25 protein-coding genes and 1 tRNA gene are annotated in these 21950 nt (G+C 59.4%); 17 read left to right on the forward strand and 9 right to left on the reverse strand.

Going from position 1 to position 21950, the window contains the following annotated elements; translation table 11 throughout:
* Window positions 1-3: 3 nt before the first annotated feature.
* The 6 genes from JNL86_07475 to JNL86_07500 all read left to right on the forward strand — a co-directional run bounded on the left by JNL86_07475 (window position 4) and on the right by JNL86_07500 (window position 5450).
* On the forward strand, window positions 4-702 hold the full coding sequence (locus JNL86_07475; GenBank protein MBL8042742.1) for a (d)CMP kinase: 699 nt from the start codon (window positions 4-6) through the stop codon (window positions 700-702).
* Window positions 699-1394 carry a 1-acyl-sn-glycerol-3-phosphate acyltransferase gene (locus JNL86_07480; GenBank protein ID MBL8042743.1) on the forward strand — a complete coding sequence of 232 codons (696 nt, stop codon included), beginning with the start codon at window positions 699-701 and terminating at the stop codon, window positions 1392-1394. Before JNL86_07475 ends, JNL86_07480 begins: the two co-directional genes overlap by 4 nt.
* 57 nt (window positions 1395-1451) lie before the next feature.
* Window positions 1452-3173 (forward strand): 30S ribosomal protein S1, encoded by a 1722-nt coding sequence (locus JNL86_07485; protein MBL8042744.1) that lies wholly within the window; start codon window positions 1452-1454, stop codon window positions 3171-3173.
* A gap of 15 nt (window positions 3174-3188) precedes the next feature.
* On the forward strand, window positions 3189-4088 hold the full coding sequence (gene sppA / locus JNL86_07490; GenBank protein ID MBL8042745.1) for a signal peptide peptidase SppA: 900 nt from the start codon (window positions 3189-3191) through the stop codon (window positions 4086-4088).
* A gap of 74 nt (window positions 4089-4162) precedes the next feature.
* Window positions 4163-4441 (forward strand): integration host factor subunit beta, encoded by a 279-nt coding sequence (locus JNL86_07495; GenBank protein ID MBL8042746.1) that lies wholly within the window; start codon window positions 4163-4165, stop codon window positions 4439-4441.
* Between the two features lie 13 nt (window positions 4442-4454).
* On the forward strand, window positions 4455-5450 hold the full coding sequence (locus JNL86_07500; GenBank protein ID MBL8042747.1) for a hypothetical protein: 996 nt from the start codon (window positions 4455-4457) through the stop codon (window positions 5448-5450).
* Window positions 5451-5875: 425 nt separating this feature from the next.
* Here the strand turns inward: JNL86_07500 and JNL86_07505 are convergent, their stop codons facing one another.
* Window positions 5876-6202, reverse strand: coding sequence for a hypothetical protein (locus JNL86_07505; GenBank protein MBL8042748.1), 327 nt, complete (start codon window positions 6200-6202; stop codon window positions 5876-5878).
* A 243-nt stretch (window positions 6203-6445) separates the two neighbouring features.
* Here JNL86_07505 and JNL86_07510 point away from each other — a divergent pair, with 243 nt between their 5' ends.
* The 4 genes from JNL86_07510 to JNL86_07525 all read left to right on the forward strand — a co-directional run bounded on the left by JNL86_07510 (window position 6446) and on the right by JNL86_07525 (window position 9220).
* Window positions 6446-7636 carry a VCBS repeat-containing protein gene (locus JNL86_07510; GenBank protein ID MBL8042749.1) on the forward strand — a complete coding sequence of 397 codons (1191 nt, stop codon included), beginning with the start codon at window positions 6446-6448 and terminating at the stop codon, window positions 7634-7636.
* Between the two features lie 140 nt (window positions 7637-7776).
* A complete protein-coding gene (locus JNL86_07515; GenBank protein ID MBL8042750.1) occupies window positions 7777-7977 on the forward strand; it encodes a hypothetical protein in 201 nt (66 codons plus the stop codon).
* A gap of 30 nt (window positions 7978-8007) precedes the next feature.
* Window positions 8008-8244, forward strand: coding sequence for a hypothetical protein (locus JNL86_07520; GenBank protein MBL8042751.1), 237 nt, complete (start codon window positions 8008-8010; stop codon window positions 8242-8244).
* Window positions 8245-8290: 46 nt separating this feature from the next.
* Window positions 8291-9220: a D-alanyl-D-alanine carboxypeptidase gene (locus JNL86_07525; GenBank protein ID MBL8042752.1), complete on the forward strand. Its 930-nt coding sequence runs from the start codon at window positions 8291-8293 to the stop codon at window positions 9218-9220.
* A gap of 162 nt (window positions 9221-9382) precedes the next feature.
* Here the strand turns inward: JNL86_07525 and JNL86_07530 are convergent, their stop codons facing one another.
* Window positions 9383-9913 (reverse strand): hypothetical protein, encoded by a 531-nt coding sequence (locus JNL86_07530; protein MBL8042753.1) that lies wholly within the window; start codon window positions 9911-9913, stop codon window positions 9383-9385.
* A 91-nt stretch (window positions 9914-10004) separates the two neighbouring features.
* Window positions 10005-11039 carry a LysR family transcriptional regulator gene (locus JNL86_07535; GenBank protein ID MBL8042754.1) on the reverse strand — a complete coding sequence of 345 codons (1035 nt, stop codon included), beginning with the start codon at window positions 11037-11039 and terminating at the stop codon, window positions 10005-10007.
* A gap of 172 nt (window positions 11040-11211) precedes the next feature.
* Between JNL86_07535 and JNL86_07540 the strand changes: the two genes are divergently transcribed.
* Window positions 11212-11694, forward strand: a complete 483-nt coding sequence (locus JNL86_07540) for a group 1 truncated hemoglobin (protein MBL8042755.1) — start codon at window positions 11212-11214, stop codon at window positions 11692-11694.
* Between the two features lie 56 nt (window positions 11695-11750).
* On the opposite strand, the gene JNL86_07545 is transcribed toward JNL86_07540, so the two are convergent.
* From JNL86_07545 to JNL86_07570, 6 genes are all read right to left on the reverse strand, one after another.
* Window positions 11751-12044, reverse strand: a complete 294-nt coding sequence (locus JNL86_07545; protein ID MBL8042756.1) for a hypothetical protein — start codon at window positions 12042-12044, stop codon at window positions 11751-11753.
* A 37-nt stretch (window positions 12045-12081) separates the two neighbouring features.
* A complete protein-coding gene (locus JNL86_07550) occupies window positions 12082-12468 on the reverse strand; it encodes a hypothetical protein (protein MBL8042757.1) in 387 nt (128 codons plus the stop codon).
* Between the two features lie 31 nt (window positions 12469-12499).
* Window positions 12500-13756 (reverse strand): Glu/Leu/Phe/Val dehydrogenase, encoded by a 1257-nt coding sequence (locus JNL86_07555; GenBank protein MBL8042758.1) that lies wholly within the window; start codon window positions 13754-13756, stop codon window positions 12500-12502.
* The gene (lipB, locus tag JNL86_07560) at window positions 13749-14537 is read right to left on the reverse strand and encodes a lipoyl(octanoyl) transferase LipB (GenBank protein ID MBL8042759.1); all 789 of its coding nucleotides are present in this window, start codon (window positions 14535-14537) and stop codon (window positions 13749-13751) included. Before lipB ends, JNL86_07555 begins: the two co-directional genes overlap by 8 nt.
* Before the next feature lie 55 nt (window positions 14538-14592).
* Window positions 14593-15663, reverse strand: a complete 1071-nt coding sequence (locus JNL86_07565) for a trypsin-like peptidase domain-containing protein (GenBank protein MBL8042760.1) — start codon at window positions 15661-15663, stop codon at window positions 14593-14595.
* Between the two features lie 130 nt (window positions 15664-15793).
* Window positions 15794-17047, reverse strand: coding sequence for a sigma-70 family RNA polymerase sigma factor (locus JNL86_07570; protein ID MBL8042761.1), 1254 nt, complete (start codon window positions 17045-17047; stop codon window positions 15794-15796).
* Between the two features lie 281 nt (window positions 17048-17328).
* On the opposite strand from JNL86_07570, the gene JNL86_07575 reads away from it, so the two are divergent.
* From JNL86_07575 to JNL86_07600, 6 genes are all read left to right on the forward strand, one after another.
* A complete protein-coding gene (locus JNL86_07575) occupies window positions 17329-18207 on the forward strand; it encodes a tRNA (adenine-N1)-methyltransferase (GenBank protein MBL8042762.1) in 879 nt (292 codons plus the stop codon).
* Window positions 18204-18965 carry an SDR family oxidoreductase gene (locus JNL86_07580; GenBank protein ID MBL8042763.1) on the forward strand — a complete coding sequence of 254 codons (762 nt, stop codon included), beginning with the start codon at window positions 18204-18206 and terminating at the stop codon, window positions 18963-18965. Before JNL86_07575 ends, JNL86_07580 begins: the two co-directional genes overlap by 4 nt.
* 62 nt (window positions 18966-19027) lie before the next feature.
* Window positions 19028-19882: a shikimate dehydrogenase gene (locus tag JNL86_07585; protein MBL8042764.1), complete on the forward strand. Its 855-nt coding sequence runs from the start codon at window positions 19028-19030 to the stop codon at window positions 19880-19882.
* 66 nt (window positions 19883-19948) lie between these two features.
* A complete protein-coding gene (locus JNL86_07590) occupies window positions 19949-20467 on the forward strand; it encodes a shikimate kinase (protein ID MBL8042765.1) in 519 nt (172 codons plus the stop codon).
* An 88-nt stretch (window positions 20468-20555) separates the two neighbouring features.
* Window positions 20556-20632: transfer RNA gene (locus tag JNL86_07595), tRNA-Arg, on the forward strand.
* Window positions 20633-20956: 324 nt separating this feature from the next.
* Window positions 20957-21700 carry an OmpA family protein gene (locus tag JNL86_07600; GenBank protein MBL8042766.1) on the forward strand — a complete coding sequence of 248 codons (744 nt, stop codon included), beginning with the start codon at window positions 20957-20959 and terminating at the stop codon, window positions 21698-21700.
* The last annotated feature ends 250 nt before the right edge of the window (window positions 21701-21950 follow it).

Raw genomic sequence — 21950 nt, forward strand, 5'->3', positions numbered from 1 at the left:
CGAGTGTCTGAGCGTGGGGACGCGGACCGGACAAAACGCGGATTGATCATCGCGATCGATGGTCCGGCAGGAGTGGGCAAGAGTACGGTGGCACGGCTCCTTGCCAGACAACTCGGATACCTCTATTTGGATACCGGGGCATTATACCGGGCAATTGCCTGGAAGGTGCGGGATATGGGCGTGAGTCCCGATGATCCGCTCGCCATCGCGGCAGTGTTGCCGAAGACGACCTTGCAGATGGCTTGCGGACCGGAGCAGTCTCACGTGCTCTTGGATGGCCGCGACATTACTGGTGAATTACGCACCCCCGGCGTGACGGCGCTGGCGTCCATGGTCTCAGCCATTCCAGCCGTTCGCGAATGGTTGTTGCCGGTGCAGCGGAAGATCGGCGCCGAGGGGTGTGTGGTCGCCGAAGGCCGGGATATCGGAACCAAGGTCTTTCCTCAAGCCGACGTGAAGTTTTTTCTGGAAGCCGATGCCGAGGTTCGCGCGACCAGACGGCATCTCGAATTGGTGGCGGCCGGTCACTCGGTGCAGTTTGATCAGACCAAGCGCGACCTGACCGGGCGGGATGATCGGGATCGTTCTCGTGCGGTGGCGCCCTTGATACCGGCGCCCGATGCGGAACACATCGATACCTCGAGTCTGCCGGTGGACGCGGTTGTGGCTCATATGATGGCAGTAGTTGCGGCGCGATTGTGAGCTCCGCACTGTATGGCCTGTTGTGGGTCCTGTCTCGTACGATCGGATGGGTGTGTTTCCGGTATCGTACGGTCGGCACAGTGCCGCGGGATGGTGGATTTCTGATCGCGTCGAATCATGCCAGTTACCTGGATATTCCGCTGCTCGGCTGCGGCATTCCCAGGCGGGTGTGGTACATGGGGCGGCACGATCTGTTTCCGATTCCGTTGCTCAACGGGCTGTTGCAGGCATTAGGGTGGATTCCGTTGCGGATCGGGCGTCTGGATCGGGAGGCCTTTAGCAAGGCCGTTTCGCTGGTGCAGGAAGGCAAGGCGGTCGCCATTTTCCCCGAAGGGGGACGGACCATGACCGGTGCGTTGAAGCCCGGCAAGCCGGGTATCGGTGTGATTGTGTCGCAGACGGGCTGTCGGGTGATCCCCGCGCATATCGGCGGTACCTTTGACGTCCTCCCGCCTGGCGCCACGTGGCCGAGGTTCCGCCGGGTTACGGTGTCGTATGGAGCACCGTTGGATTTCTCTTCCGATGCCGCACGGTTGGAAGGGAAGGCATTTTATCAACATGTCAGTCGGACGGTGATGGCGAAGATCGCAGAACTCGGACAGGTTCCGAATCCGGGGGACGGGCCGGCCCAAGCCGGAACATCTCAGGATACTGCCGCCACACCAAGAGCCCAGTCTTGCAACGCTGAGTAAGACTCGGGTGTATTCACGATCAGCACCCGGCGCGAGCCGGAAGACGAGGACCTTTTCATGAGTACTGTCACACCGCAGAACGAACCCAAACTCGATCGCGATGCCTTAGCGGCGATGTATGAGGAAACCTTCCGCAATTTTGAGGAAGGGACCATCACCGAAGGTATGGTGGTCGCCATCGGCAAGGACAAGGTGGTGGTCGATATCGGCTACAAGTCCGAGGGTATGATCCCGGCCGACCAGTTCTCCCATGAGGAATTGGCGCAATTGAAGGTGGGCGATCGCCTCCAGGTGTATCTCGAAGAATGCGAAGATGCCGACGGCAATCTGGTGCTCTCCAAAGAAAAAGCCGACAAGATGAAAATCTGGGAGGAATTGGAGAAGCTCCACAAAGAAGAGAAAAGCATCGAAGGGAAAATTATTTCCCGTATCAAGGGCGGCATGATGGTCGATATCGGCGTCAAGGCGTTCTTGCCCGGCTCACAGATCGATCTGCACCCGGTTCGCGACTTGGACAGCCTGGTCGGGAAGACCTTCCCCCTCAAGATCATCAAGATCAACCATCGCCGCGGCAACGTAGTCGTGTCGCGACGCGTGCTGTTGGAAGAGACGCGCGATCGGCGCCGTCAGACCACCCTGTCCACGCTGAAGGAAGGGCAATTGATTCAAGGTACGGTCAAGAACATCACCGACTACGGAGCGTTCATCGACCTCGGCGGCATCGATGGTCTCTTGCACATCACCGATATGTCCTGGGGACGCGTGGGGCATCCTTCCGAACTGTTCCAGGTCAGCGATAAAGTGGAAGTCACGGTGCTCAAGTATGATCGGGAGACCGGACGTATTTCGCTGGGCCTCAAGCAAAAGTCGGCCGATCCATGGACCGGTGTGGCGGGGAAATACCCGGTGGGGACCCGTGTGCGCGGTCGTGTGGTCAGCCTGACCGACTACGGCGCCTTCGTGGAACTGGAGCCGGGAGTGGAAGGTCTGGTGCATGTGTCTGAGATGTCCTGGACGCACGAAGTGCGCCACCCGTCACGCGTCGTGTCGGTGGGCGATCAGGTCGAAGCGGCTGTGTTGAACATCGATCCGGGCAGCCGGAAGATTTCCTTGGGGATGAAGCAGACGGCTCCCAACCCCTGGGATATGATCGAAGCCAAGTATCCGGCCGGAACGCGCATTGAAGGCAAGGTGAAAAGCCTGACCGATTTCGGTGCCTTCGTCGGCCTGGAAGAAGGCATCGATGGTTTGATTCACATCTCCGACATGTCCTGGACCAAGCACATCAAGCATCCGTCCGAGCTCTTCAAGAAGGGCCAGAAGGTGGATGCCGTGGTGATTCGCATCGACAAGGAAAAGGAGCGCCTCTCGCTGGGCTACAAGCAATTGTCTCGTGACCCGTGGGAAGAGCAGATTCCGAACCGCTACCGCGTGGGTGACAGCATCACCGGCAAGGTCAGCAAGATTGCCGATTTCGGGCTCTTTATTGAGCTCGATGGCGATGTCGAGGGTCTGATTCATATCAGTGAAGTCGGTCTGGATTCGAACGTTCGCATGGAAGAGAAGTTCAAATTGCAGGACGAAGTCACGGCGAAGATCATCAAGGTGGATCGCGAAGAGCGGAAGATCGCGCTCAGTCTGCGTGATCATCAGTTGGATTCGGATCGGCGTCAGGTGGAAGAATTCCACGCCTCCCAGGGTGGGATCGACCAGAGCCTGGGACGCGCGGCCAAGCAGAGCCGGAAGCGCAAAGACAACCAGGGCGATTCGGAAGCCTAAAGACCCGGAGAGCGAATGGGGCCACAAGCAGACACCGCGGTTCCATCCAAGCGGAGCATGCTGCGCCGGATTTTCTGGGCGATCATCATCGGGGTGGGCGCGTTGATGCTCATCAACGCGCTCCTCCCCGACCTCGATTTTTCGGGACAGGATCGGGTGGCCATCATTCGTATCGAAGGGGTTATCCTTGATGCCCAATCGACGATCAGCGAGTTGAAGCAATACAGCGAGAATCCGCTGGTCAAAGCCATCGTCTTGCGCATCGATAGTCCGGGGGGCGGAGTCGTGCCCTCGCAGGAAATACACGATGCGGTGAAGCGGGTGAAGAATAAGAGTAACAAAGCGGTGATCGCCTCCATGGGGACGGTGGCCGCGTCCGGCGGATATTACATTGCCGCGGCCACCGACCGAATCATCGCTAATCCCGGGACCCTGACCGGGAGTATCGGTGTGATCATGGAGATGGCGAACTTCGAAGGCCTGATGAAAAAAGTCGGCGTCGAAGGGGTGGTCATCAAGAGCGGGCGCTTCAAGGATGTCGGCTCGCCCTTGCGCAAGATGAGCGATGAGGAACGCAAACTCCTGCAATCCGTGATGGACGATGTGCATCACCAATTTATCCAAGCCGTGGCCGATGGCCGGGCATTGGAAGTATCCGATGTGGAGCCGCTGGCCGATGGGCGGATTTACACCGGGCGTCAGGCCAAAGAGGCGCGCCTGGTCGACGAATTGGGCGATCTCGATGACGCCATTCATATCGCGGCGGACATCGCCGGTATGGAAGGCGAGCCGAAAGTCGTGGAGCCGCGCAAGCGATTCTCATTTCGAGACATCATCGAATCACGGTGGGCGTCGGTCTTCCCGAAGTTGGAATTGGATACCGGCGTCAAACTGAAATACCTGATGGCGTTCTGAGCGGGCGGAGCACCAGGGTGACGATGATGCAGCAAGTCAGCCGCACGTAAGCCCACCTCACCAGGAGAGGGACGATGACCAAAGCGCAGATTATCGAGCGGGTATCGGAACAGGTCACGACGTTGACGAAACGACAGGCGGAAATCGTGGTCAACACCATTTTCGATTGTATTCGGGACTCGCTGCGAAGCGGCAACAAGACGGAGATTCGGGGATTCGGAAGTTTTCGTCTCCGCGCAAGGCGGATGAAAGAAGGTCGCAACCCCAAGACCGGGGCGACGGTTGCGGTTCCGGCCAAGCGTGTGCCATTCTTCAAGGCAGGCAAGGAACTGAAGGAATTACTCAATAAGTAACGGGAGTGATACCGTGGCAGAGTCGTCAAATCTAGCAGCTCCTGAGGTCCGGTGGAGCGACGGCGCGCTCAAGCGAATGGAGCGTGCGCCCATGTTTTTGCGGGGAATGGTCCGTCGCTTGGCTGAGAAAAAGGCCCGAGAATTGGGCTACGCTGAAATCACCGAAGAGATTCTCGAACAGTTTAAGGGCCAAATGATGGGGACCATGGGCGGCGAAGGCGGCATGGCCGAGGCTGCCGACCAAATGGCCAAAGGTCAGTTGCCATGGACCGCTGCGGCGAAGGAGCGTCTGGCTGCGGTCCCGGAGTTTATGCGGGGAATGATCAAGCAGATCGCCGATGAGATTGCCCGAAAGGGCGGTCACATGGAAGTGAACGTCGATTTGTTTGAAAAGGTCGAAGCCCTCGGCGAGATTCGCGAGCAAGAGGCGGCACCCCTGGAATGGACCGAGGGGGCGTTGGCGTTGCTCCAGCAAAAAATCAAGGAGTCTCCGCCGATCGCGATGGATTTTGTGAGCGACATGATCAAGCACGACACCGAGGAACTCGCGCGGGAAAAGGGCTTGACCAGGATTGATGAGGAAACCGCAGTACAACTTTGGGAAGCACCCCAGGAGCGTGTGGCCTGGAGCGATGAAGCGTGGAAGCGGCTCCAAACCTCGCCGGATTTTGTTCGCAGTGGCATCCGTAAGGCAGCGGAACGCAGGGCCCGCAAGTTGGGGCTGAAAGAAGTCGATTCAGAACACCTGACCACGTTCCGCAATCAGGCGATGATGAAGGCAGTGAAGAGAATCAGGTCGTTTGGTTATAACGAGTTGACCTTCGATGCTTTCGACACCGCTCTGCAGAAAACGAAACGGCTGCAGGGAAACGATCAGGCGGAAAAGCGACTGCAAGAGATCCGATCGCATTTCAGCGATCCCGAGGTGAAGAAACCGGAAGGTGGTACCTTGGGCGCCGAACTCATGGGGCGGTTCAGAAAGTTTTTGAAGGGGGAAGGGTCGCTCTAGCTGGTCGTCCCGTGACGGCCCACACTCATCGCCCACAGTCTTTCACGTACGCGACCAGTCTTGCGCCAAGGCTGCAAGGCGGGTCGTGTGTTCTTCCTAACATCCCATCAGGCCGAACACGGCGCGTCTCTTTTCTTGGATGCCCGCGCACAGATGTCCAATTTCTGTCGGACATGCTGCAAAGACGGACTCCATCCGGGGGAAGCGTCGCGGCATCAGCTCGCGCGACGGATCGGGTCTGAACTTGGTTCCCCCAAAACCCCCATAGCCGACGCACGTCGCCAGCGACCCTGACAGGCGGGGGGATGCGGTCAAAGCAAATTGTCTCAGTGCCGACGGCAGGAGGACGCCCAACAAAAGCCACCCGAGGGCGCAGGGCCCTACGGGTGGCTTTCACCATTGAGAGAGAAACCGAGAAAAATTGCTTAGTGAGAGGCGATACCGGCAGCTTGCGGCCAGAACTTATGGCGAATTTGCGGCAGCGGTTCGTTGTCGAAATTCGGAATGTCGTAGAGGCAACGGTCGATCGTCGAGACTTCGTCTTCCGTCAGTTCCAACGCAATCTGCTTCTTCCAGAACTGGTCGAGGGCCAAGTAATCATTGGTCGTCGGCTTCTCTGACAACAGGGCCTGCATCTTCTTGAAGCCTTCTGTATCGACTCCGGTGACACGACCGTTGTTGCGGTCAATGCACCACTTCAACACTTCGGCTACACCGTACATCGTCAACGGGATCGTGACTTTATTGCTCATAGGCACCTCCTCCACACTTGGGCCGCATTGTAGCCTAAGGCTTTCCGAGTTTTCAAAGGGGCGAAAGGCCTAGGTCAAAGAGGCCATTCGGGGGACTGATCAGGGGGGAAGCCGCTCCCTGGCCATGCGTGACTTCATTGCGAAGCGAAAAGGGGCTCTGTATACTCCGCTCAACACGTGGAAAGTGGAGGCGGCGAAGCATGGACTTGGCCGGAATGTCATGCCTTTTTCAACGAAATGGATATGACCGTCGACAGTCTGGCCAGGAAGCTCCCGTTCAGATGCCGTCTCGCGCTCGTGCTTCTGACCTGCGTGCCGCTGCTATCTGCCTGTTCAAAGGGCGATTCCTACGTTCCTCCGGACCCCTTCTACTATTTTGCCAGTTACCCCGTTGGGAAGAATCCGACAACGGTCACCACGGCGGATTTCAATCGCGATCAAATTACCGACCTGATCACCACAAACATCTCCAGTAACTCCATCTCGCTCCTGTTTGGCAACGGCGATGGAACCTTTCGCGACCAGGTGCAGGTCAAAGTCTGCCAGGAGCCGCGCTCCCTTGCGGTGAAGGATTTCAATCACGACGATCAGCTCGATGTGGTCCTGGCCTGCTCCGGTGGCGATCAGGTCTCCATTCTATTGGGGCGTGGTAACGGAAAGTTCGAGGAGGGGCCACAGTATCCTGTGCATCGAGCGCCGGTCTCCGTATCGAGTGAAGACGTCAATGGCGACGGGCACCCTGATTTGGCTGTGGCCCTCCGCAACGACAAAGTGAAGATTTTTCTCGGTAACGGGCGGGGAGAATTTCGACCGGGGATGCAGTATGAATATGGGGATACGCCCACCTCCCTCGCACTGAAGGATCTCAATCAGGACGGCAAGCCTGATTTGGTCGTGACAAACGGGGGGCCGATGCTGAGCGCCGTGTCGGTGTGGATCGGCAACGGCGACGGGACGTTTCGGGACCCGAAAGATTACAAGACCGGAAAGCGGCCTCTGGGGGTCAGTTTTGCCGACTTCAATAATGACCACTTGCCGGACCTGCTCGTGATCAATGGAGAAGGGGACAGCTTCACCACGTTTCTGGGCAACGGCAACGGGACGTTTCAACCGGGGAAGGATTCTGGTGCGGATGCCAGCCCCAATTTCGGGGTGGCCCATGATTTCGACGGAGACCATATCGCGGATGTGGCCATCGTCAACTTGCAGTCTACCGACCTCTCCATCTTATTCGGGCGCGGCGACGGCACCTTCCATTACCCACCCCGCAACTACCGAACAAAGAATGGGCCCTTCGCGGTAGCGAGTTATCGCGTCTCCGCTGACAATGCGGAAGAGCCGGGGTTAGTGACGGCGGACAACGGGGCCGGCAGCGTCTCCGTGTTTCTCCATCATGGGCGGATGCGGCCTGCCGCCTCCGGAACCGCGGAGTGATGGCCAATTCAGGTCTACGTCGGTTCAACCGATGAGAAGACTGGTGGTTTGCTTGACACCTCAATAGGGCTCGGATAGAGTTCGAACAGGTCGTCGGACACAGGTCCGCGCTCTTTTCAGCCACCAGACGGCGGGGGCTCGTGCGATCGTTTCTGTGGTGGTTCAGCATGGGCTGCCTGACGACACTGGCAGTCTTGATGGTTCAGGGCGGAATGCGCGATCTGGTCTCGGGCACCAATCCGTCGGGGAGTTCAGGCGCGATTCTCTCCATCGGCACCACGATCTTCGGGGGTGGGTTGTTGGCTGGCTGCCTCGCCCTTATCCTTAATCGTCTCCGCTAAACAGAGTGACGGTGCGTGTATCGGTGTGAGATGGGATGGCCCGTCCACGCAGTCAATGGAAAGGGGCGCGATCGGGCGATGCATTGCCTGAAATGTAAAGGGTTCATGATGGTGGAGCGGCACTACACGCTCATGAATCGCCGTCTGTACGCGCGTTGCCTGAATTGCGGATTCTGGATCGACCTGGCCGACTTGCTCCGGTTTTTTCACAAGGTGATTGCCAGCAGCGTGCGTGGCACGAAGGTTCGAGAAACCTACACCCTGTGATCGCCAGCCGAAACCTGGCCATCACAAGAAAGCATAGACACTCAGTATGAAGCGAGCATGGCAGACCTGGTCGATGGGTGGCTTCGCGATTCTTCTCTCTTTCTCCGCCTCATGGAGTGGTCAGGCTCTCGCCCTCGACAGTGACGTGGATGATGAAGTCATCACCGTCCCCTACGATCCCAGACCTGTGCCCACGGCCAAGCAAGCTCATCACAGCCTCCGGTGGCGCCACGTTCCTGCACACAGCATTTTGCTCAAAGAGTTGAAGACGGGCACCACGCTGTATCAGTTCGAAAGTGAAAAGCGATTGTCGCCGGCCAGCCTGACCAAGATCATGTCGGCGTTGGTCATTCTGGAGCACGGACATTTAGATGACGAGGTCACCGTCAGTCCAAAGGCAGCCCGCGCGCACAAGACACATCTGCGCCTGCGAACCGGCCAGATCTTCCGTTTGGAGGATCTGTTGAAGGCCATGTTGATCATGTCGGCCAATGATGCCTGTCTGGCGGCCAGTGAGCATGTGGGCGGGGACGAGGCGCGATTCGTCGACCTTATGAATGCCAAGGCGGTTGCGCTGGGGCTCACGAATACTCACTTCAGTAACGCCTGCGGCTTCGATGCGCCGGAACACTATTCGACGGCGGAAGACCTGGCGAAACTGAGCGAAATCGCCATGCACCATCCTGTTTTCAAAGAATTGGTCCGTGAAGAGCGCGAGATCATTATGCCGATCAACGAGCATCGAGCCTATGTGCTGCGTACGACGAACCGGCTGTTGGGCCGGATTCCTGGGGTGCAGGGGGTGAAGACGGGTTTCACGTCCAAGGCGGGTCGGTGTCTCATCGCGAAAGTCTCCCAGGATGGGAGCGATCTGCTCCTCGTGATTCTGAATTCCAAGCGTCGCTGGAATACGGCGACAAGCCTCATCAATTACGGCTTGCGACTCAGCGACAGTCGCGCCGCGCTCACTCGATAGTCTTCCATTTCGTTCAATGCGGGGAGAGATGTGCGCCGGTCTCGTGTTCACGGGATCGGCGAGGCGTTGTACTGTGCAGCGGGTGCGGGTTGGGGCTATCCAGCGCGGGGAAGCAAAAGAAGAGTCGGGGAGAATTCGAAGCCGGATGCGCCGGTTCGTGACTTACCGGGGAATCGAAAATTCTACGTTGACGTCCTTGCCCAGATAATTCACCTGGAAGCCTTGCTTGTCGTAGGCCAGCATAGCGCCCATCACATTTTCATCGCCGTAATCTTCCTTGCCCAGGATTTTGCGCACGTCGTCAGGGCTTTCGCTGTTGAGGACGTTGCGGAAAATGCCCCGCGTCTTAAAGGCGAAACGATTGTTGATGAAAATCAAATCCACTTTTCCATCCTGCACCCGAACCCCGGCCATCGGGCCGGTTGGCTTGCGTTGATCCAACAGAAAAATGAAGGTGGCTTCCTGCTCCGCCTTGATGCCGGGAATTTTTTCGTTCACGAGTCCGTCAAGGGCTTTGGCTTCATCATCCCCCAGCTTGATGCCGAACAGTGAGACATCTTGACTCGCGATGCCCTTGGGATCGGTGAGGTCGTTCTTGCTGAGTTCATAGGGTTCGGCACTCACGACGGCAGCGAGGCACAGGGACCCCAGCGTGGCGATCAAGGCTGTGACTGTCCGCTTGCGCTGCATCATGAATGCCTCCTTACCAGGAATGTCGAGGAATCGACGTGTTTAAATAGTGTGTGCTGAATGAAAGAAGGAATGACCCAGGAAACAGGGCATTCTATCCAACGCGCTGTCTGACTTTCAAGGTCGTGCCCGTGACTGAGGCAAGCGTGGCGTTCCGAACCGATCTTGGCGAACGTAACGCGGCCTTTCGGCCGGAGGCACGCTTCGCGGGTGTGATCGTGCGAGGAGGCGCAACGGTTGCCTGCAAATCCTGCATGGTGCTCTGACACAGAGTCGCAAATTCTTCGGCGGCAAGCCCGCGGTATCGTTTCGTGAGGTAGGCCAGCCCGACGGTGTGGCTCGGCGTGGGGTCGTACAGATCAATCACCTGCAGTCGCGCCGCGGGCAGCCGAGAGCGGACATAGAGTTCCGGAAGAATGGTCGCTCCGGTACCTTCCGCCACCGCTTGCAGAATACCTTCCGGCGAACTCATCTCCAAGACCACCTGCGGATGTACGCCGGCTTTGGCGCATTCCGCTTCGACCATTTTGCGCAGGCAATAATCTACCGGCATCAACACCAACGGCAGTCGTGCGAGATCCTGCATTCGGGCACGGGACTTTCCGATACTCATGCTCGTTGGGGCAATGAGGGCGAGCCGTTCTTGGAACAGGGGAACGGTGGTCATGTGGGGGTGCGTGAGCGGCAGGAGGCAGATTCCGATATCGAGGCGGTTGGCAAGGAGCCCGTTGACGATGTCGGAGGATGGCTGGGCGTGCACCTGCAGATGGATTTCGGGGAACCGCTGCTTGAAGCGGGAGACGAGCGGGGCGATCAGATAGGAGTTGACGGTCGACAAGGTGCCGACCACCAGGCGGCCGCGCTTGGCTCCGAGCAGCTCGTGGACCACTTGGGCGGCTTGATCCAATTCCCGGAGAGCTCGCTCTGCGTGCACGCGAAACAATTCGCCTGCCTGGGTTAAGACCACCTTTCGTCCCAATCGGTCAAACAGACGGGTACCCAATTCCCGTTCGAGGCCGCCGATCTGAATCGACAGTGAGGGCTGTGAGACATGCACCTGTTCTGCGGCCCGACTGAAGTTCTGATGCGTGGCCACAGCCATGAAGTAGTGAATTTGCCGCAGTTCCATTCCGAGAATCCCATGGCTATAGGTTTAAGCTATGGATTGTATGTAAACAATATATTAGACGAATGCATCTTAGAGCCCTTATGGTCTGAGGTCAACACGGGTGTTGCCGGTTGGATTCACGGTCCATGGGGGAACGGGAGGCAGGCACCTGACAGGTCATAGGAGGGAAGCGATGTCGGCAAGGAACTATTGTGGAATCGGACTGGTGGTGTTGGGCGTTGCGGGACTGCTCGGCGGCTGCGCGGACACCGGTGGGGTGAAGGGCTCAGCACCGTCAATGGCCGGTGCAACGGCGACGAAGTCGTTGTATGAACGCCTCGGGGGCAAGCCGGCCATTGCTGCGGTCGTCGACCAATTTGTGGCGAACGTTGCCGCGGATGGGCGCATCAACAACCGGTTTGCCAGCACGGATATTCCCAAGCTGAAGGGGCATCTCGTCGATCAGGTGTGCCAGGCCACCGGAGGCCCGTGCCAGTATCAGGGGCGGGATATGAAGCGCACCCATCTTGGCATGCAGATCAGCTCTGCGGACTTCGGGGCGTTGGTCCAGGATCTCGTGGCGGCGCTGGATGCCTTTCATGTGCCGGCCGGTGAGAAGAGTGAGCTGTTGGGGATGCTTGGGTCGATGAAGGGCGACATCGTCGAATTGCCGTAAGGGGCCATGCGAGGACCGGCCTGAGGGTCGGTCCTCGCACGGCGGCGGGGAGCCGCTCAGCGAGTCTGATTCACATCCACGAGTGCAGCGGCGAGTCGACGGAGGCGTTGAAAGTAGCCTAGGCTGTCACCGGACAGGTCTTCCAGGAGCCCATCGAGGTCCGCAACGCAGTCCTGAAGAATGGCGAGACGCTGGTGATCCATTTCCGGTTGCCCGTCCAGGTAAAATACCGCGCACCCCCCGATGACTGTATCCAAGGTCATCAGTTGCCCTTCGTTCGGGCTGGAAAAGTCGGGCCAGCCCTCGCGGCTGTGTTCTTCCCAGAGTGTGGCGATGGATGGAGTGCTCATAGCAGTATGACAGGTACCGTTCGTTCGTCGCGAGTGGTTATGGGTGCAACAACCCTAACGCATGCAGGAGCAGGACGGCAAGCGTGCAGAGCCAGAGTGCAAAAAATCGGTAGTCCACGGCTTCGCGCGCAAAGCACCAGGTTAAGACAGACGTCCGCCAGGAGGCAGGGCCCCATGTCAGGAAGCACCCCTTGATGACCATGGCTACCCCGGTCATCCACGAGAGCGGTTGATACGGCAGCGAAGTCGACCAGAGGAGCAGGGTGAGCCCAAGGGCAATGCCGATGGTTTGCCATCGGAGCATCTGCGGGTTCTCTGCCAGCGAGTCCTGGAGTCGCCGCATCACTATGAGGGGAGCAATCAAGAGGGCAAGGCCGTCGGCCATCCAGATTCCGGCGATGGCCGCAAGGATGTATCGTGTCATCGTACGGGCAGCGAATCCGGCCGTGCGACCATCATGGGTAGAGTCCGCGTTGGAGATGGGCTTGCGCGACCTTATCGATGCCTGACATCAAGGCCGCCATGCGCATCGTCGTCCGTCGCTGAACCGAGAACTGGAGAGTGCGATGAAACGCGCTGGTGATGATGTCCTGGAGCCGATCCTGAATGTCCTTCGCTTTCCAGAAGAACCGTTGCACATCCTGCACCCATTCAAAATACGAAACGATGACCCCGCCTGAATTCGCCAGAATGTCCGGGATGATGAAGATGCCTTTGTCGGTCAGGATACGATCGGCTTCCAGCGTAGTCGGGCCATTGGCGCCCTCCGCCAGAATCCGGCAACGCAATTTGCCCGCGTTGGCACCGGTGATTTGCTCTGAAAGGGCGGCGGGAATCAGGACGGTGCAGTCCAATTGCAGCAGGTCCTCGTTGGTGATCGGCTCTCCGAGCTTGCTCTCGCTCAGTGGCTCCTGTTTCTCGCGATAACGGCGGAGGAGCTCCGGAATGTCCAAGCCCTTGGGGTTGTAGAGGCCTCCGCTTACGTCGCTCACGGCCACGATCCGTGCTCCTGCGTGTTGCATGATCAGGGCGGTGTGAGAACCGACGTTGCCGAACCCTTGGATCGCAACGGTGGCCTGGCTGACATCCAATTTCAGGTGCCGTAGGGCTTCGAGGGTGACATACACGACCCCGCGGCCTGTGGCTTCTTCCCTGCCGAGGCTGCCGCCGATGGAGAGCGGTTTGCCCGTGACCACGCCTTGCACCGCATACCCGACCTGCTGGCTGTAGGTGTCCATAATCCACGCCATCACCTGTTGATCCGTGCCCACGTCCGGCGCAGGCACGTCTTTATCCGGGCCGATCAAGGGGAAAATCTCCGCGGCATACCGGCGTGTCAGGCGTTGAAGTTCACCTCGGCTCAACTGTTTCGGATCCACCTTGACGCCGCCTTTCGCCCCGCCGTAAGGGAGGTCGGCGAGCGCGCATTTCCACGTCATCCACATGGAAAGGGCGGCGACTTCTCCCAAGCAGACTCCGGGATGATAGCGGATGCCGCCTTTGGACGGGCCTCTGGCCGTATCGTGCTGGACGCGATAACCGGTGAAGACCTCGACTCGGCCATCATCCATCCGTACGGGCACACTCACGATCAGCGACCGCTGCGGCAGTTTGAGCCGCTCGCGCAGGTTGGTATCCAGGTGCATCGCTTCGGCCGCCTCATTGAATTGGGCGACGGCCAGGCGGAACGTGTGGGTATCTAGTTCAGTCATGAAGGCGCTCCTTGGCAATGAATGACGCAGCGATGGGCGCGGGGCCGAGGTCGTCGGGCGGTTCTCCGAGCATCTCGATGGAGTCAGCCCCCAAGGTGTCAACCCAGGTCAGATGAAACCGTTCGGCAAAGTGGGCGGCAATGTGCTGTTGGACGGCGGCCATCTCGGGTGCGCAGCCCAAGAGGGCGGCCATCGACGTGACACGGCACCCGGCGATGCCGCAGGGAATGATGGACGAGAACGGCGCGAGATCCAGACTGACATTCAGTGCAAATCCGTGCATGGTGACGCCCTGCGAGATCCGCACGCCGATGGACGCAATCTTGAGCGGCTGGTCGTCACCGACCCACACACCGGGTAACCCTTCGCGTCGCCGACCCTGGATTGCCCACTCACCCAAGGTTGCGATCAACACGTCCTCCAGGCGGCGGACATAGGCTTTCGGTCCTGCGCAATAGTCTGTCAGGCGGAGAATAGGGTAACCGACTGCCTGCCCCGGTCCGTGGTAGGTGATCGACCCACCCCGCTCAGTTCGCACGACCGGAATGCCGGTCTGCTGCATCAGTTGATCACCTGCCGGCCAATGATGGTCCTGAGTCGTGCGCCCAACGGTATAGACGGGTGGATGCTCAACAAGGAGCAGCATGTCTCGGCATCGATCCGCCGCCCGAGCCGCATGGTAAGTCCGCTGTAGTTGCCAGGCCCGTTCATAGAGGAGCGGGGCGCAGCAGAGCAAGGTTGCGGGCCGCGCGGGCTCAAGCGAGTCGTGTGTCTCCGACATGGGGCCTGAACCACCGACCGATTCCGTTTGGCTAGGGTGGTGACGCGTCATAGGGTTATGGTCGAGGCTGGCTGGGGCGTGACACCGTGATGGTGGCTGTCCCAGATTTGCCTTGTGCGGAGATTTGAAACGCCATGTGCTCATTGGCATGGGCGACGGCATGCCAGAAATCACCCATGTTGTACAGCGGTCGATTATCGATAGCTGTGACTACGTCGCCGGACTGCAGGCCGGCTTGTCCTGCCGGCTTGGACGGATCGACCTGTACGGCGAGGATTCCCCGATCACTTTCCAGATCGAAGCTGGCGGCAATGCTGGGAGTGATGGTGATCGGGACCAGGCCCAGGTCAGGCCGCGACACAGATCCGCGGGCCATCATCGAGTCAAGATGCGGGGTCACAGCCTCAATGGCGATGGCATAACTGATGGCTTGGGCCGATGGCGCGATGGCGACGTTGATTCCGACGACCTGGCCGAAGCGGTCGACCAGCGGGCCGCCGCTATTGCCGGGGTTGATTGCTGCGTCGGTCTGAAGGAGATCGTAGAGTGTCTCGCCCTCCGGCGTGAGAACCGAACGATCGAGGGCACTGAGCACGCCCACCGTGACGGTGGAACCGCCTTTCAGGGCCAGCGGGTTGCCGATGGCGATGACGGTTTCCCCGATGTCGAAATTTGTCCGGTGGCTGAACTCCGCCGGGACCAAATCCGGGGCGGTGATACGCACGAGCGCAAGATCCAGCAGAAAGTCGCGGGCGACGACCCGCCCGGGCGTGAGCCGACCTGTCGACAAGCCGACGACTACGCTGGTCACGCCTTGCACCAAGTGATTGTTGGTGAGGATGTATCCGTTCGCGTCCAGAATGACGCCGGAACCGGATCCCGATGGCGCGCCATGCTGTGAGCCCGATGGCATCCCTCGGGTCAGGACTGTCACGACGGAAGGCCGGACTTTGGTCACGACGGCTGGAACGGATAGTTCGGTGAGTGGGGTATCGCTGCCTGGACGGTCTGCGCCATAGGCGCTGCTGTTCAAGAGGATGAGGCAGAATACAAGGAGGCTCCAGATTCGCCGACCCTTCCTGTGTGACAGGAAGGCCGCATCACGACTATAGGCATCTGTCACCATAGGGGCCCGCCGTCCTCCATCACCGCATTCTCTCACAATGGACGGCATGGCGAAAGCGGACAGAACACAGCACGGGCGAGGCAACTGCCTCGCCCGTTGCATCAACCTCGCTTCTCCGGTTCAAGGAGAATTATTTCAGCGCCGCGAACATTTCCTTCACCACCGGGCTCTTGAGCTTCTTCAGCGCCTTGGCCTCGATCTGTCGAATTCGCTCACGCGTGACCGACAGTTGCTGCCCGACTTGCTCCAACGTCCGCGCCTGATCCTGGCCGATGCCGAACCGGAGTCGGATGACGGTCTGCTCCCTTGGGGTCAGCGTGCCAAGAATACGGTCCATCTCACGGGTCATTTCCGTGCGGTTCACATGAGCGTCCGGCGGTACTGCCTGCTGATCCGGAAGCAATTCGCCGAGTTCCGTCCCGCCATCACCGACCTGGTGCTCCAATGCGACCGGTTCCTGGAAGGCTTGGATGGTTTCCTGCAGCCGGTCAGGGCGCATCCGCATGGACAGCGCGACTTCCTCGAGCCGAGGTTGACGCCCTAATTGCTGCACCAGCCGTCGGGAAGCCCTCAGAATCCGGTTCGACGCTTCCGTCTGGTGCACAGGAATTCTAATCGTCCGGGCCTGGTCGGCCAGGGCGCGAGTGATCCCCTGTCGAATCCACCAGGTTGCATACGTACTGAACTTAAATCCTTTGCGGTGTTGGTAGCGCTCGGCAGCCTTCATCAGCCCGATGTTGCCCTCCTGGACGAGATCGAGCAAGGTGAGGCCTCGGCCGGTGTAATGTTTAGCGACATTGACCACTAGACGAAGATTGCAGCGGACCAACTCATCTTTTGCGGTCTCCAGGGTGACACGCGAGGTGCGCAACTGGGTGAGACAACTCTGTAGGTCCTTACGCACGGCCACCGGTACCTTGGTGCCGATCGTGGTATCGCCTTGCAACTGCGTCAGTGCCTCTTCGGCCTCATTGAGTGCCGTGGCCGAGAGGCCGCTCAGCCGGCGTATGGTCTGGAGCGTCTGCAGATGTGCGGTGACCTGTTCGGTTCTCTTCAGGCGACCGCAGAGTTTGGCAGCCTGCTGGAGCACCTGGCGAATCTGCCTGGTGCCGAGGTCCAGCTGTTTGGCCAAGGCAATCTCTTCCTCCCGCTCCAAGAGCCCCCGCTCGCCGAACGAACGGAAATACAGGGATTCCAGCAGAAACGGGGAGGCCGCTGAACGGGCAGGCTGCTCAGGAGCCTGGGCTTCGGGGTCCACATCGGCCTGGTCATCCTGGGCGATGGTATCCAGCAACGTGCTGGCTTCAGGATCATCAGCGTCCGGGTCGACCGGCACTGCCACAGACGGCTCTGTATCGTCGTGAATGACCGATGCGTCTTTCATTATCGTCACCCCTCTTCCCCACAATTGGGGAGGTTGGTTAGCGGTCTATGAGAGAAACACATGCGTGCACTACTACGTTAGAGACCAGAGGGCGCAATAAGGATTCGACCGGGTGTAGGTCCCTCAGCGCTCCTCCTGGTACTACGGACGCAGGCAGTGCATGGATTTGCCACTCTAGGGAGATAGGGACCATCGCCGAACTGTCAAGTGGAGCAGGGCTGGATATTCGGTCGTGGCGGTTTGGTTGAAAACCCGTCGGCAGTCCCATAGAATGCCCTCCCATGTCACAACTGCAAAACGGCGAACGCATACATCTGGTGGATAAGAAGGGGCGGCAGTACGCCCTGACGTTAAAAGCCGGCGACACCTATCACTTCAGTGGCGAAACCATCCCGCACGATGAGTTGATCGGGAAGCCTGACGGCTCGATCGTGACCCTCTCGAAAGGGAAACGGTTTCTCGCCTTACGGCCGACCTTCGGTGAGTACGTCCTCAAGATGCCCCGTGGGGCGCAGGTGCTGTATCCCAAAGATCTCTCGTTGATTCCGATGTGGGCGGATGTTTATCCAGGGGCGCGGGTCTTCGAGGCCGGGACCGGATCGGGTGCTCTCACCATGGCCCTGCTGCGCGCGGTTGGTCCGACGGGACTGGTCGTGACCTATGAGGCGAGGGAAGATTTTGGCCGTACCGCCCTGACGAATATTGAACGGTACATGGGGGCGGTCCCCACGTTGATGCCGTTCAGGAAGAATGCCTACGAGGGGATCGATATCCTTGAAGACGGGCGCCCATTCGACCGGCTGGTGCTGGATTTGCCCGAGCCCTGGCAGGTGGTGCCCCATGCGGCCAAGGTGCTGCGCTCCGGCGGAATCTATTTGAGCTTTGTGCCTACGGTGCCGCAAGTGATGCAGACCGTTGAGGCGCTGGAACGCACGTCGGTATTCGGCATGATCGAAACGTTTGAGACCTTGTTGCGAACCTGGTCGATCCAGGGGCGAAGTGTTCGGCCTGACCATCGGATGGTCGCCCATTCGGGGTTTCTGACCGTCGCGCGAAAGGTCCAAGAAGGGTGGTGGACGCGCCCTCACCGGACGGGTGAGACGGAGGCTGCCGTGGAACAAGACCAAGATGAGCGCGAGGGGGAGGACGCAACGGCATGAATCGGTTACAGGGAAAAGTGGCCATCATCACCGGAGGCAACGCAGGGATCGGGGAAGCCATCGCCAAGTTGTTTGCGGATGAAGGGGCGCAGGTCGTCGTGACCGGCCGTCGAAAAGAAGAACTCGACCGGGTCGTGAAGGGGATCGGGGTGAACGGGGGCCGGGCCCTGGCCGTGGCCGGGTCCGTCACGGATGAAGCGCATGTGCGTGAGGTGGTCGCGCAGGCCACGCGCACCTTCGGCAAATTGCATATCGTAGTGAACAATGCCGGGATCGGCGATTTCGGCAAGCGACTCCACGAAATAGATGATGCTACGTGGGCAAACGTTCTGGACATCAATCTCACGGGTGTGTTTCGCATGACGCGAGCCGCGATTCCCGAGCTGATCAAGAACGGCGGCGGGTCGATCGTCAACATTTCCACGGTTGCCAGTCTGGTCGGACTTCGCGGGTTGTCAGCCTATGCCGCGTCCAAGGGCGGGCTGGATGCGCTGACCCGGTCCCTGGCCGTCGACTATGCGCAAGACAACATTCGGTGTAATTCGGTCAATCCCGGGTTGGTCGACACGCCGATGGCCGCGCCCTTAATGGCGGACCCTGCCAGTTTGGAACCCATCATGGCGCAGTATGCCATCCGGCGGCCCGGCAAGCCGGAGGAAATCGCCAAGATGGTGCTGTACCTGGCTTCCGATGAGGCGACCTGGGTGACCGGCCAGACCTTCCCGATCGACGGAGGCATGACCATCAGCAAAGGATAGGTAGCAGTCTCTCGCGTTGCCCGGCGTCGGACTAATCGCGTAGCAAGCAGGATCATTCGCGTATGGACATCACACCTCATACCCAATGGTGCGGCATTCTCGGAAATCCGGTGGAGCATTCCCTCTCGCCGGCGATTCACAATGCGGCGTTTCAAAAACTGGGGCTCGACCTCGTCTATCTGGCGTTTCGCGTGGAAGTGCTCGGCGATGCGATTAAAGGCATCCGAGCTTTGGGAAACGCGCGTGGATTTAGTGTGACGATCCCGCACAAGGTGGCGGCGATTCCGTTCCTGGACGAGGTGGAACCGACGGCCAAGCACATCGGGGCGATCAATACCATCGTGGTCGAGGATGGGCGGCTCAAGGGCTACAACACGGACGCGTCCGGCGCCCTACGCGCCTTGAAGGAAGGCGGCGCCCTGCTGGATGGTCATCGGGTGTTGATTCTCGGTTCCGGCGGCGCGGCGCGGGCCATCGCCTTCGCGTTGGCCACCGGGAGCAACATCGCCGGTCTCACGATCCTCGGGATCGAAGAGGGGGAACGGCAGCGATTGGTGCGCGATCTGCGGGACAAAACCGGCGTGCCGATCGAGGACGGCCCGCTGAGCTTGGACATGCTCCGCAATTGGGTGCCTCATGTTCGCACCCTGATTCATTGTACGCCGGTCGGCATGTCACCAAAAGTCGATGAATCGTGCGTGCCGGCCAATCTGTTCAGGCCGGAACTCACGGTGATGGATATCGTCTACAATCCGCGCGAAACCAAGCTGCTCCAGGAAGCGAAGGCCGGCGGGTGCCGGACGATTTCAGGGCTGGAGATGTTTCTCAATCAGGCCGTGATGCAATTTGAGCTGTGGACGAAACAGCCGGCCCCTGTCGACATCATGCGGCATGTGCTGGAGGCGCGCTTTGTCTAGCAGGGTGGCACAACTTTCCCCCGTCGATGCCGCGGAGGATCTTGCCTATCCGGTGGGCAGCCTCGCATGAACCTCGTCTTGATCGGCTATCGTGGAACCGGCAAGAGCACAGTCGGCAAACTGTTGGCACGGAAACTCGGACGTACCGTGGTCTCGACGGATGCTGAGATCGTCAGGCGAGCCAATCTCTCCATTCCTGAGATCGTGAAACAGTTCGGCTGGGATCACTTTCGCGATCTCGAATCGGCGGTGTGCCGTGATGTCGCCGCGCAGGATCAGCTGATCATCGATACCGGAGGTGGTGCTATCTTGCGGCCAGAGAACGTGGAAGCGTTGCGGAAGACCGGAACATTGATCTGGTTGACCGCGACCGTTGAGACCATCACCCGCCGGATCGGCGGCGATACACAGCGACCCTCGCTGACCGGGACAAAGTCGTTCACCGAAGAAATCCGTGACGTGTTGAGCGAGCGAACTCCGAAGTACCAGGCCGCCGCCACCCATGTGGTGCCGACGGATGGTGTCTCCACGGCGCAGGTCGTCGATCGGATTCTCCAATTGACAGCCGGCCAGTCCGGTCGGTGAATCTCGCATCACGTCTCGGTACCAAGGGGCTTCGCGCGGTCCTGCCTTTCTTGACATCCCTGCAGTAACATGGTTCTTATACCGGCGCGCGCCCGTAGCTCAATTGGATAGAGCATCGGACTTCGGATCCGAGGGTTGGGGGTTCAAGTCCCTCCGGGCGCACCAACGGTTCCACGTCACCGTGATAACGTCTCCACCTTCCTGAATTCTTAGGCTCTGGCTACATCACGATTGCTGCCTGCCGCCTTGAGTTGTGGACAGGCCAGGTGCGTCTCAGTACTCCTGCATCTCCCCCACACCGTCGGAATCCCTTGAAATTGAAGCGAATCTGCCTCCAATCCTCGGCCGTCCCACTCGGCACGTCCAGCGTAACCGCATAGAATACATTGATGTTTTTGAGGTTGCCTCGCTGAAACCTGTGTAAATCGAGGCCGGTGCTATAGTTGTTACGTACAGCACAGGTTCCACCCCCTCCAAGGAGCAAGGTTCATGAAGTACCGTGGCGCGTCGCAGCTGATGTTGGGCGGAATGGCAATGGTTCTGTTAACGGCACCGGGCTGCAGCAACATGAAATGGTTCCAGTCCGGCTCGGAGGAGGCCTCCAATTCGGAGTCGTCCCTGTCGGCTTCCTCGGGCGCGGGGGGTGGGTATGGACGCGGGGAGGGCGGGCGTGACGGACAGTATCCCTCGCTCGGACGCCAACAGGACACGGCGTCACAGGACAGGGCTTCAGAGGCGGAAGGCGGCCGGTTGCGAGGGTTTTCTCCGCTGGTGAACGGCCAGATTGCCGGCGAAGAACGGTTGAGCCGGAACCCCATCGGCAATATGTTGATGTCGGCAGATATGGATGCGAAGTGGGCGGCCGAAATTCGGCGTGAAGAAGCGGCCGCGATGGAAGCCGGCCTCAAGGATGTGTTCTACGGGTATGACCGCTACAACGTATCGGAGAACGACGCCGTGGCCTCGTTGACCGTCAATGCCGACTGGCTCAAGGAGAATCCAAAGGCCCTCCTCAAGATCTCCGGGCACTGCGATGAACGCGGCACCCATGATTACAATCTCGTACTCGGCGAAAAACGCGCCAAGGCAGCCAGAAGCTTTTTGATCGACATGGGCGTCAGCGCAAAGCAGGTGGCGGTCGTGTCCTACGGCAAAGACCGTCCCTTCTGTGCCGACCATGACGAAGTGTGTTATCAGCAGAATCGGCGCGGCCATATGTTGCTGCGCAAATAGGCGAGAGTCTCCGGCGCCCGCCCGCGGGGCGCCGGGGCCAGGTTTCGGCGCGTCGGCTCCTTCCTCTACCACCTGCTTATCCCTCACATTGCTCATCGCACCATCTCTCCCGCTGCAGAGCGGCCCCTCGATCCCGATAGGCCTTGTGGCCCATTCCAGAAACGCCTTCCTGCTGGTTTTTTGACAGTTGTCTGGGTCGGTGAATCAGGTCCCGTTTTCCCGTCCTGCGACAGAGGGTGACAATACGCGG

The organism is Nitrospira sp. (genome assembly GCA_016788885.1).
Taxonomy (GTDB): Bacteria; Nitrospirota; Nitrospiria; order Nitrospirales; family Nitrospiraceae; genus Nitrospira_A.

Coding starts and splice junctions, on each gene's coding strand:
- JNL86_07565 (MBL8042760.1), bottom strand. CDS start 15,663: ATGGTGACAGATGCCTATAGTCGTGATGCGGCCTTCCTGTCACACAGG.
- lipB (MBL8042759.1), bottom strand. CDS start 14,537: ATGTCGGAGACACACGACTCGCTTGAGCCCGCGCGGCCCGCAACCTTG.
- JNL86_07495 (MBL8042746.1), top strand. CDS start 4,163: ATGACCAAAGCGCAGATTATCGAGCGGGTATCGGAACAGGTCACGACG.
- JNL86_07585 (MBL8042764.1), top strand. CDS start 19,028: ATGGACATCACACCTCATACCCAATGGTGCGGCATTCTCGGAAATCCG.
- JNL86_07530 (MBL8042753.1), bottom strand. CDS start 9,913: ATGATGCAGCGCAAGCGGACAGTCACAGCCTTGATCGCCACGCTGGGG.
- JNL86_07545 (MBL8042756.1), bottom strand. CDS start 12,044: ATGAGCACTCCATCCATCGCCACACTCTGGGAAGAACACAGCCGCGAG.
- JNL86_07525 (MBL8042752.1), top strand. CDS start 8,291: ATGAAGCGAGCATGGCAGACCTGGTCGATGGGTGGCTTCGCGATTCTT.
- JNL86_07505 (MBL8042748.1), bottom strand. CDS start 6,202: ATGAGCAATAAAGTCACGATCCCGTTGACGATGTACGGTGTAGCCGAA.
- JNL86_07580 (MBL8042763.1), top strand. CDS start 18,204: ATGAATCGGTTACAGGGAAAAGTGGCCATCATCACCGGAGGCAACGCA.
- JNL86_07485 (MBL8042744.1), top strand. CDS start 1,452: ATGAGTACTGTCACACCGCAGAACGAACCCAAACTCGATCGCGATGCC.
- JNL86_07510 (MBL8042749.1), top strand. CDS start 6,446: ATGACCGTCGACAGTCTGGCCAGGAAGCTCCCGTTCAGATGCCGTCTC.
- JNL86_07555 (MBL8042758.1), bottom strand. CDS start 13,756: ATGACTGAACTAGATACCCACACGTTCCGCCTGGCCGTCGCCCAATTC.
- JNL86_07575 (MBL8042762.1), top strand. CDS start 17,329: ATGTCACAACTGCAAAACGGCGAACGCATACATCTGGTGGATAAGAAG.
- JNL86_07550 (MBL8042757.1), bottom strand. CDS start 12,468: ATGACACGATACATCCTTGCGGCCATCGCCGGAATCTGGATGGCCGAC.
- JNL86_07540 (MBL8042755.1), top strand. CDS start 11,212: ATGTCGGCAAGGAACTATTGTGGAATCGGACTGGTGGTGTTGGGCGTT.
- JNL86_07590 (MBL8042765.1), top strand. CDS start 19,949: ATGAACCTCGTCTTGATCGGCTATCGTGGAACCGGCAAGAGCACAGTC.
- JNL86_07570 (MBL8042761.1), bottom strand. CDS start 17,047: ATGAAAGACGCATCGGTCATTCACGACGATACAGAGCCGTCTGTGGCA.
- JNL86_07535 (MBL8042754.1), bottom strand. CDS start 11,039: ATGGAACTGCGGCAAATTCACTACTTCATGGCTGTGGCCACGCATCAG.
- JNL86_07520 (MBL8042751.1), top strand. CDS start 8,008: ATGGGATGGCCCGTCCACGCAGTCAATGGAAAGGGGCGCGATCGGGCG.
- sppA (MBL8042745.1), top strand. CDS start 3,189: ATGGGGCCACAAGCAGACACCGCGGTTCCATCCAAGCGGAGCATGCTG.
- JNL86_07600 (MBL8042766.1), top strand. CDS start 20,957: ATGAAGTACCGTGGCGCGTCGCAGCTGATGTTGGGCGGAATGGCAATG.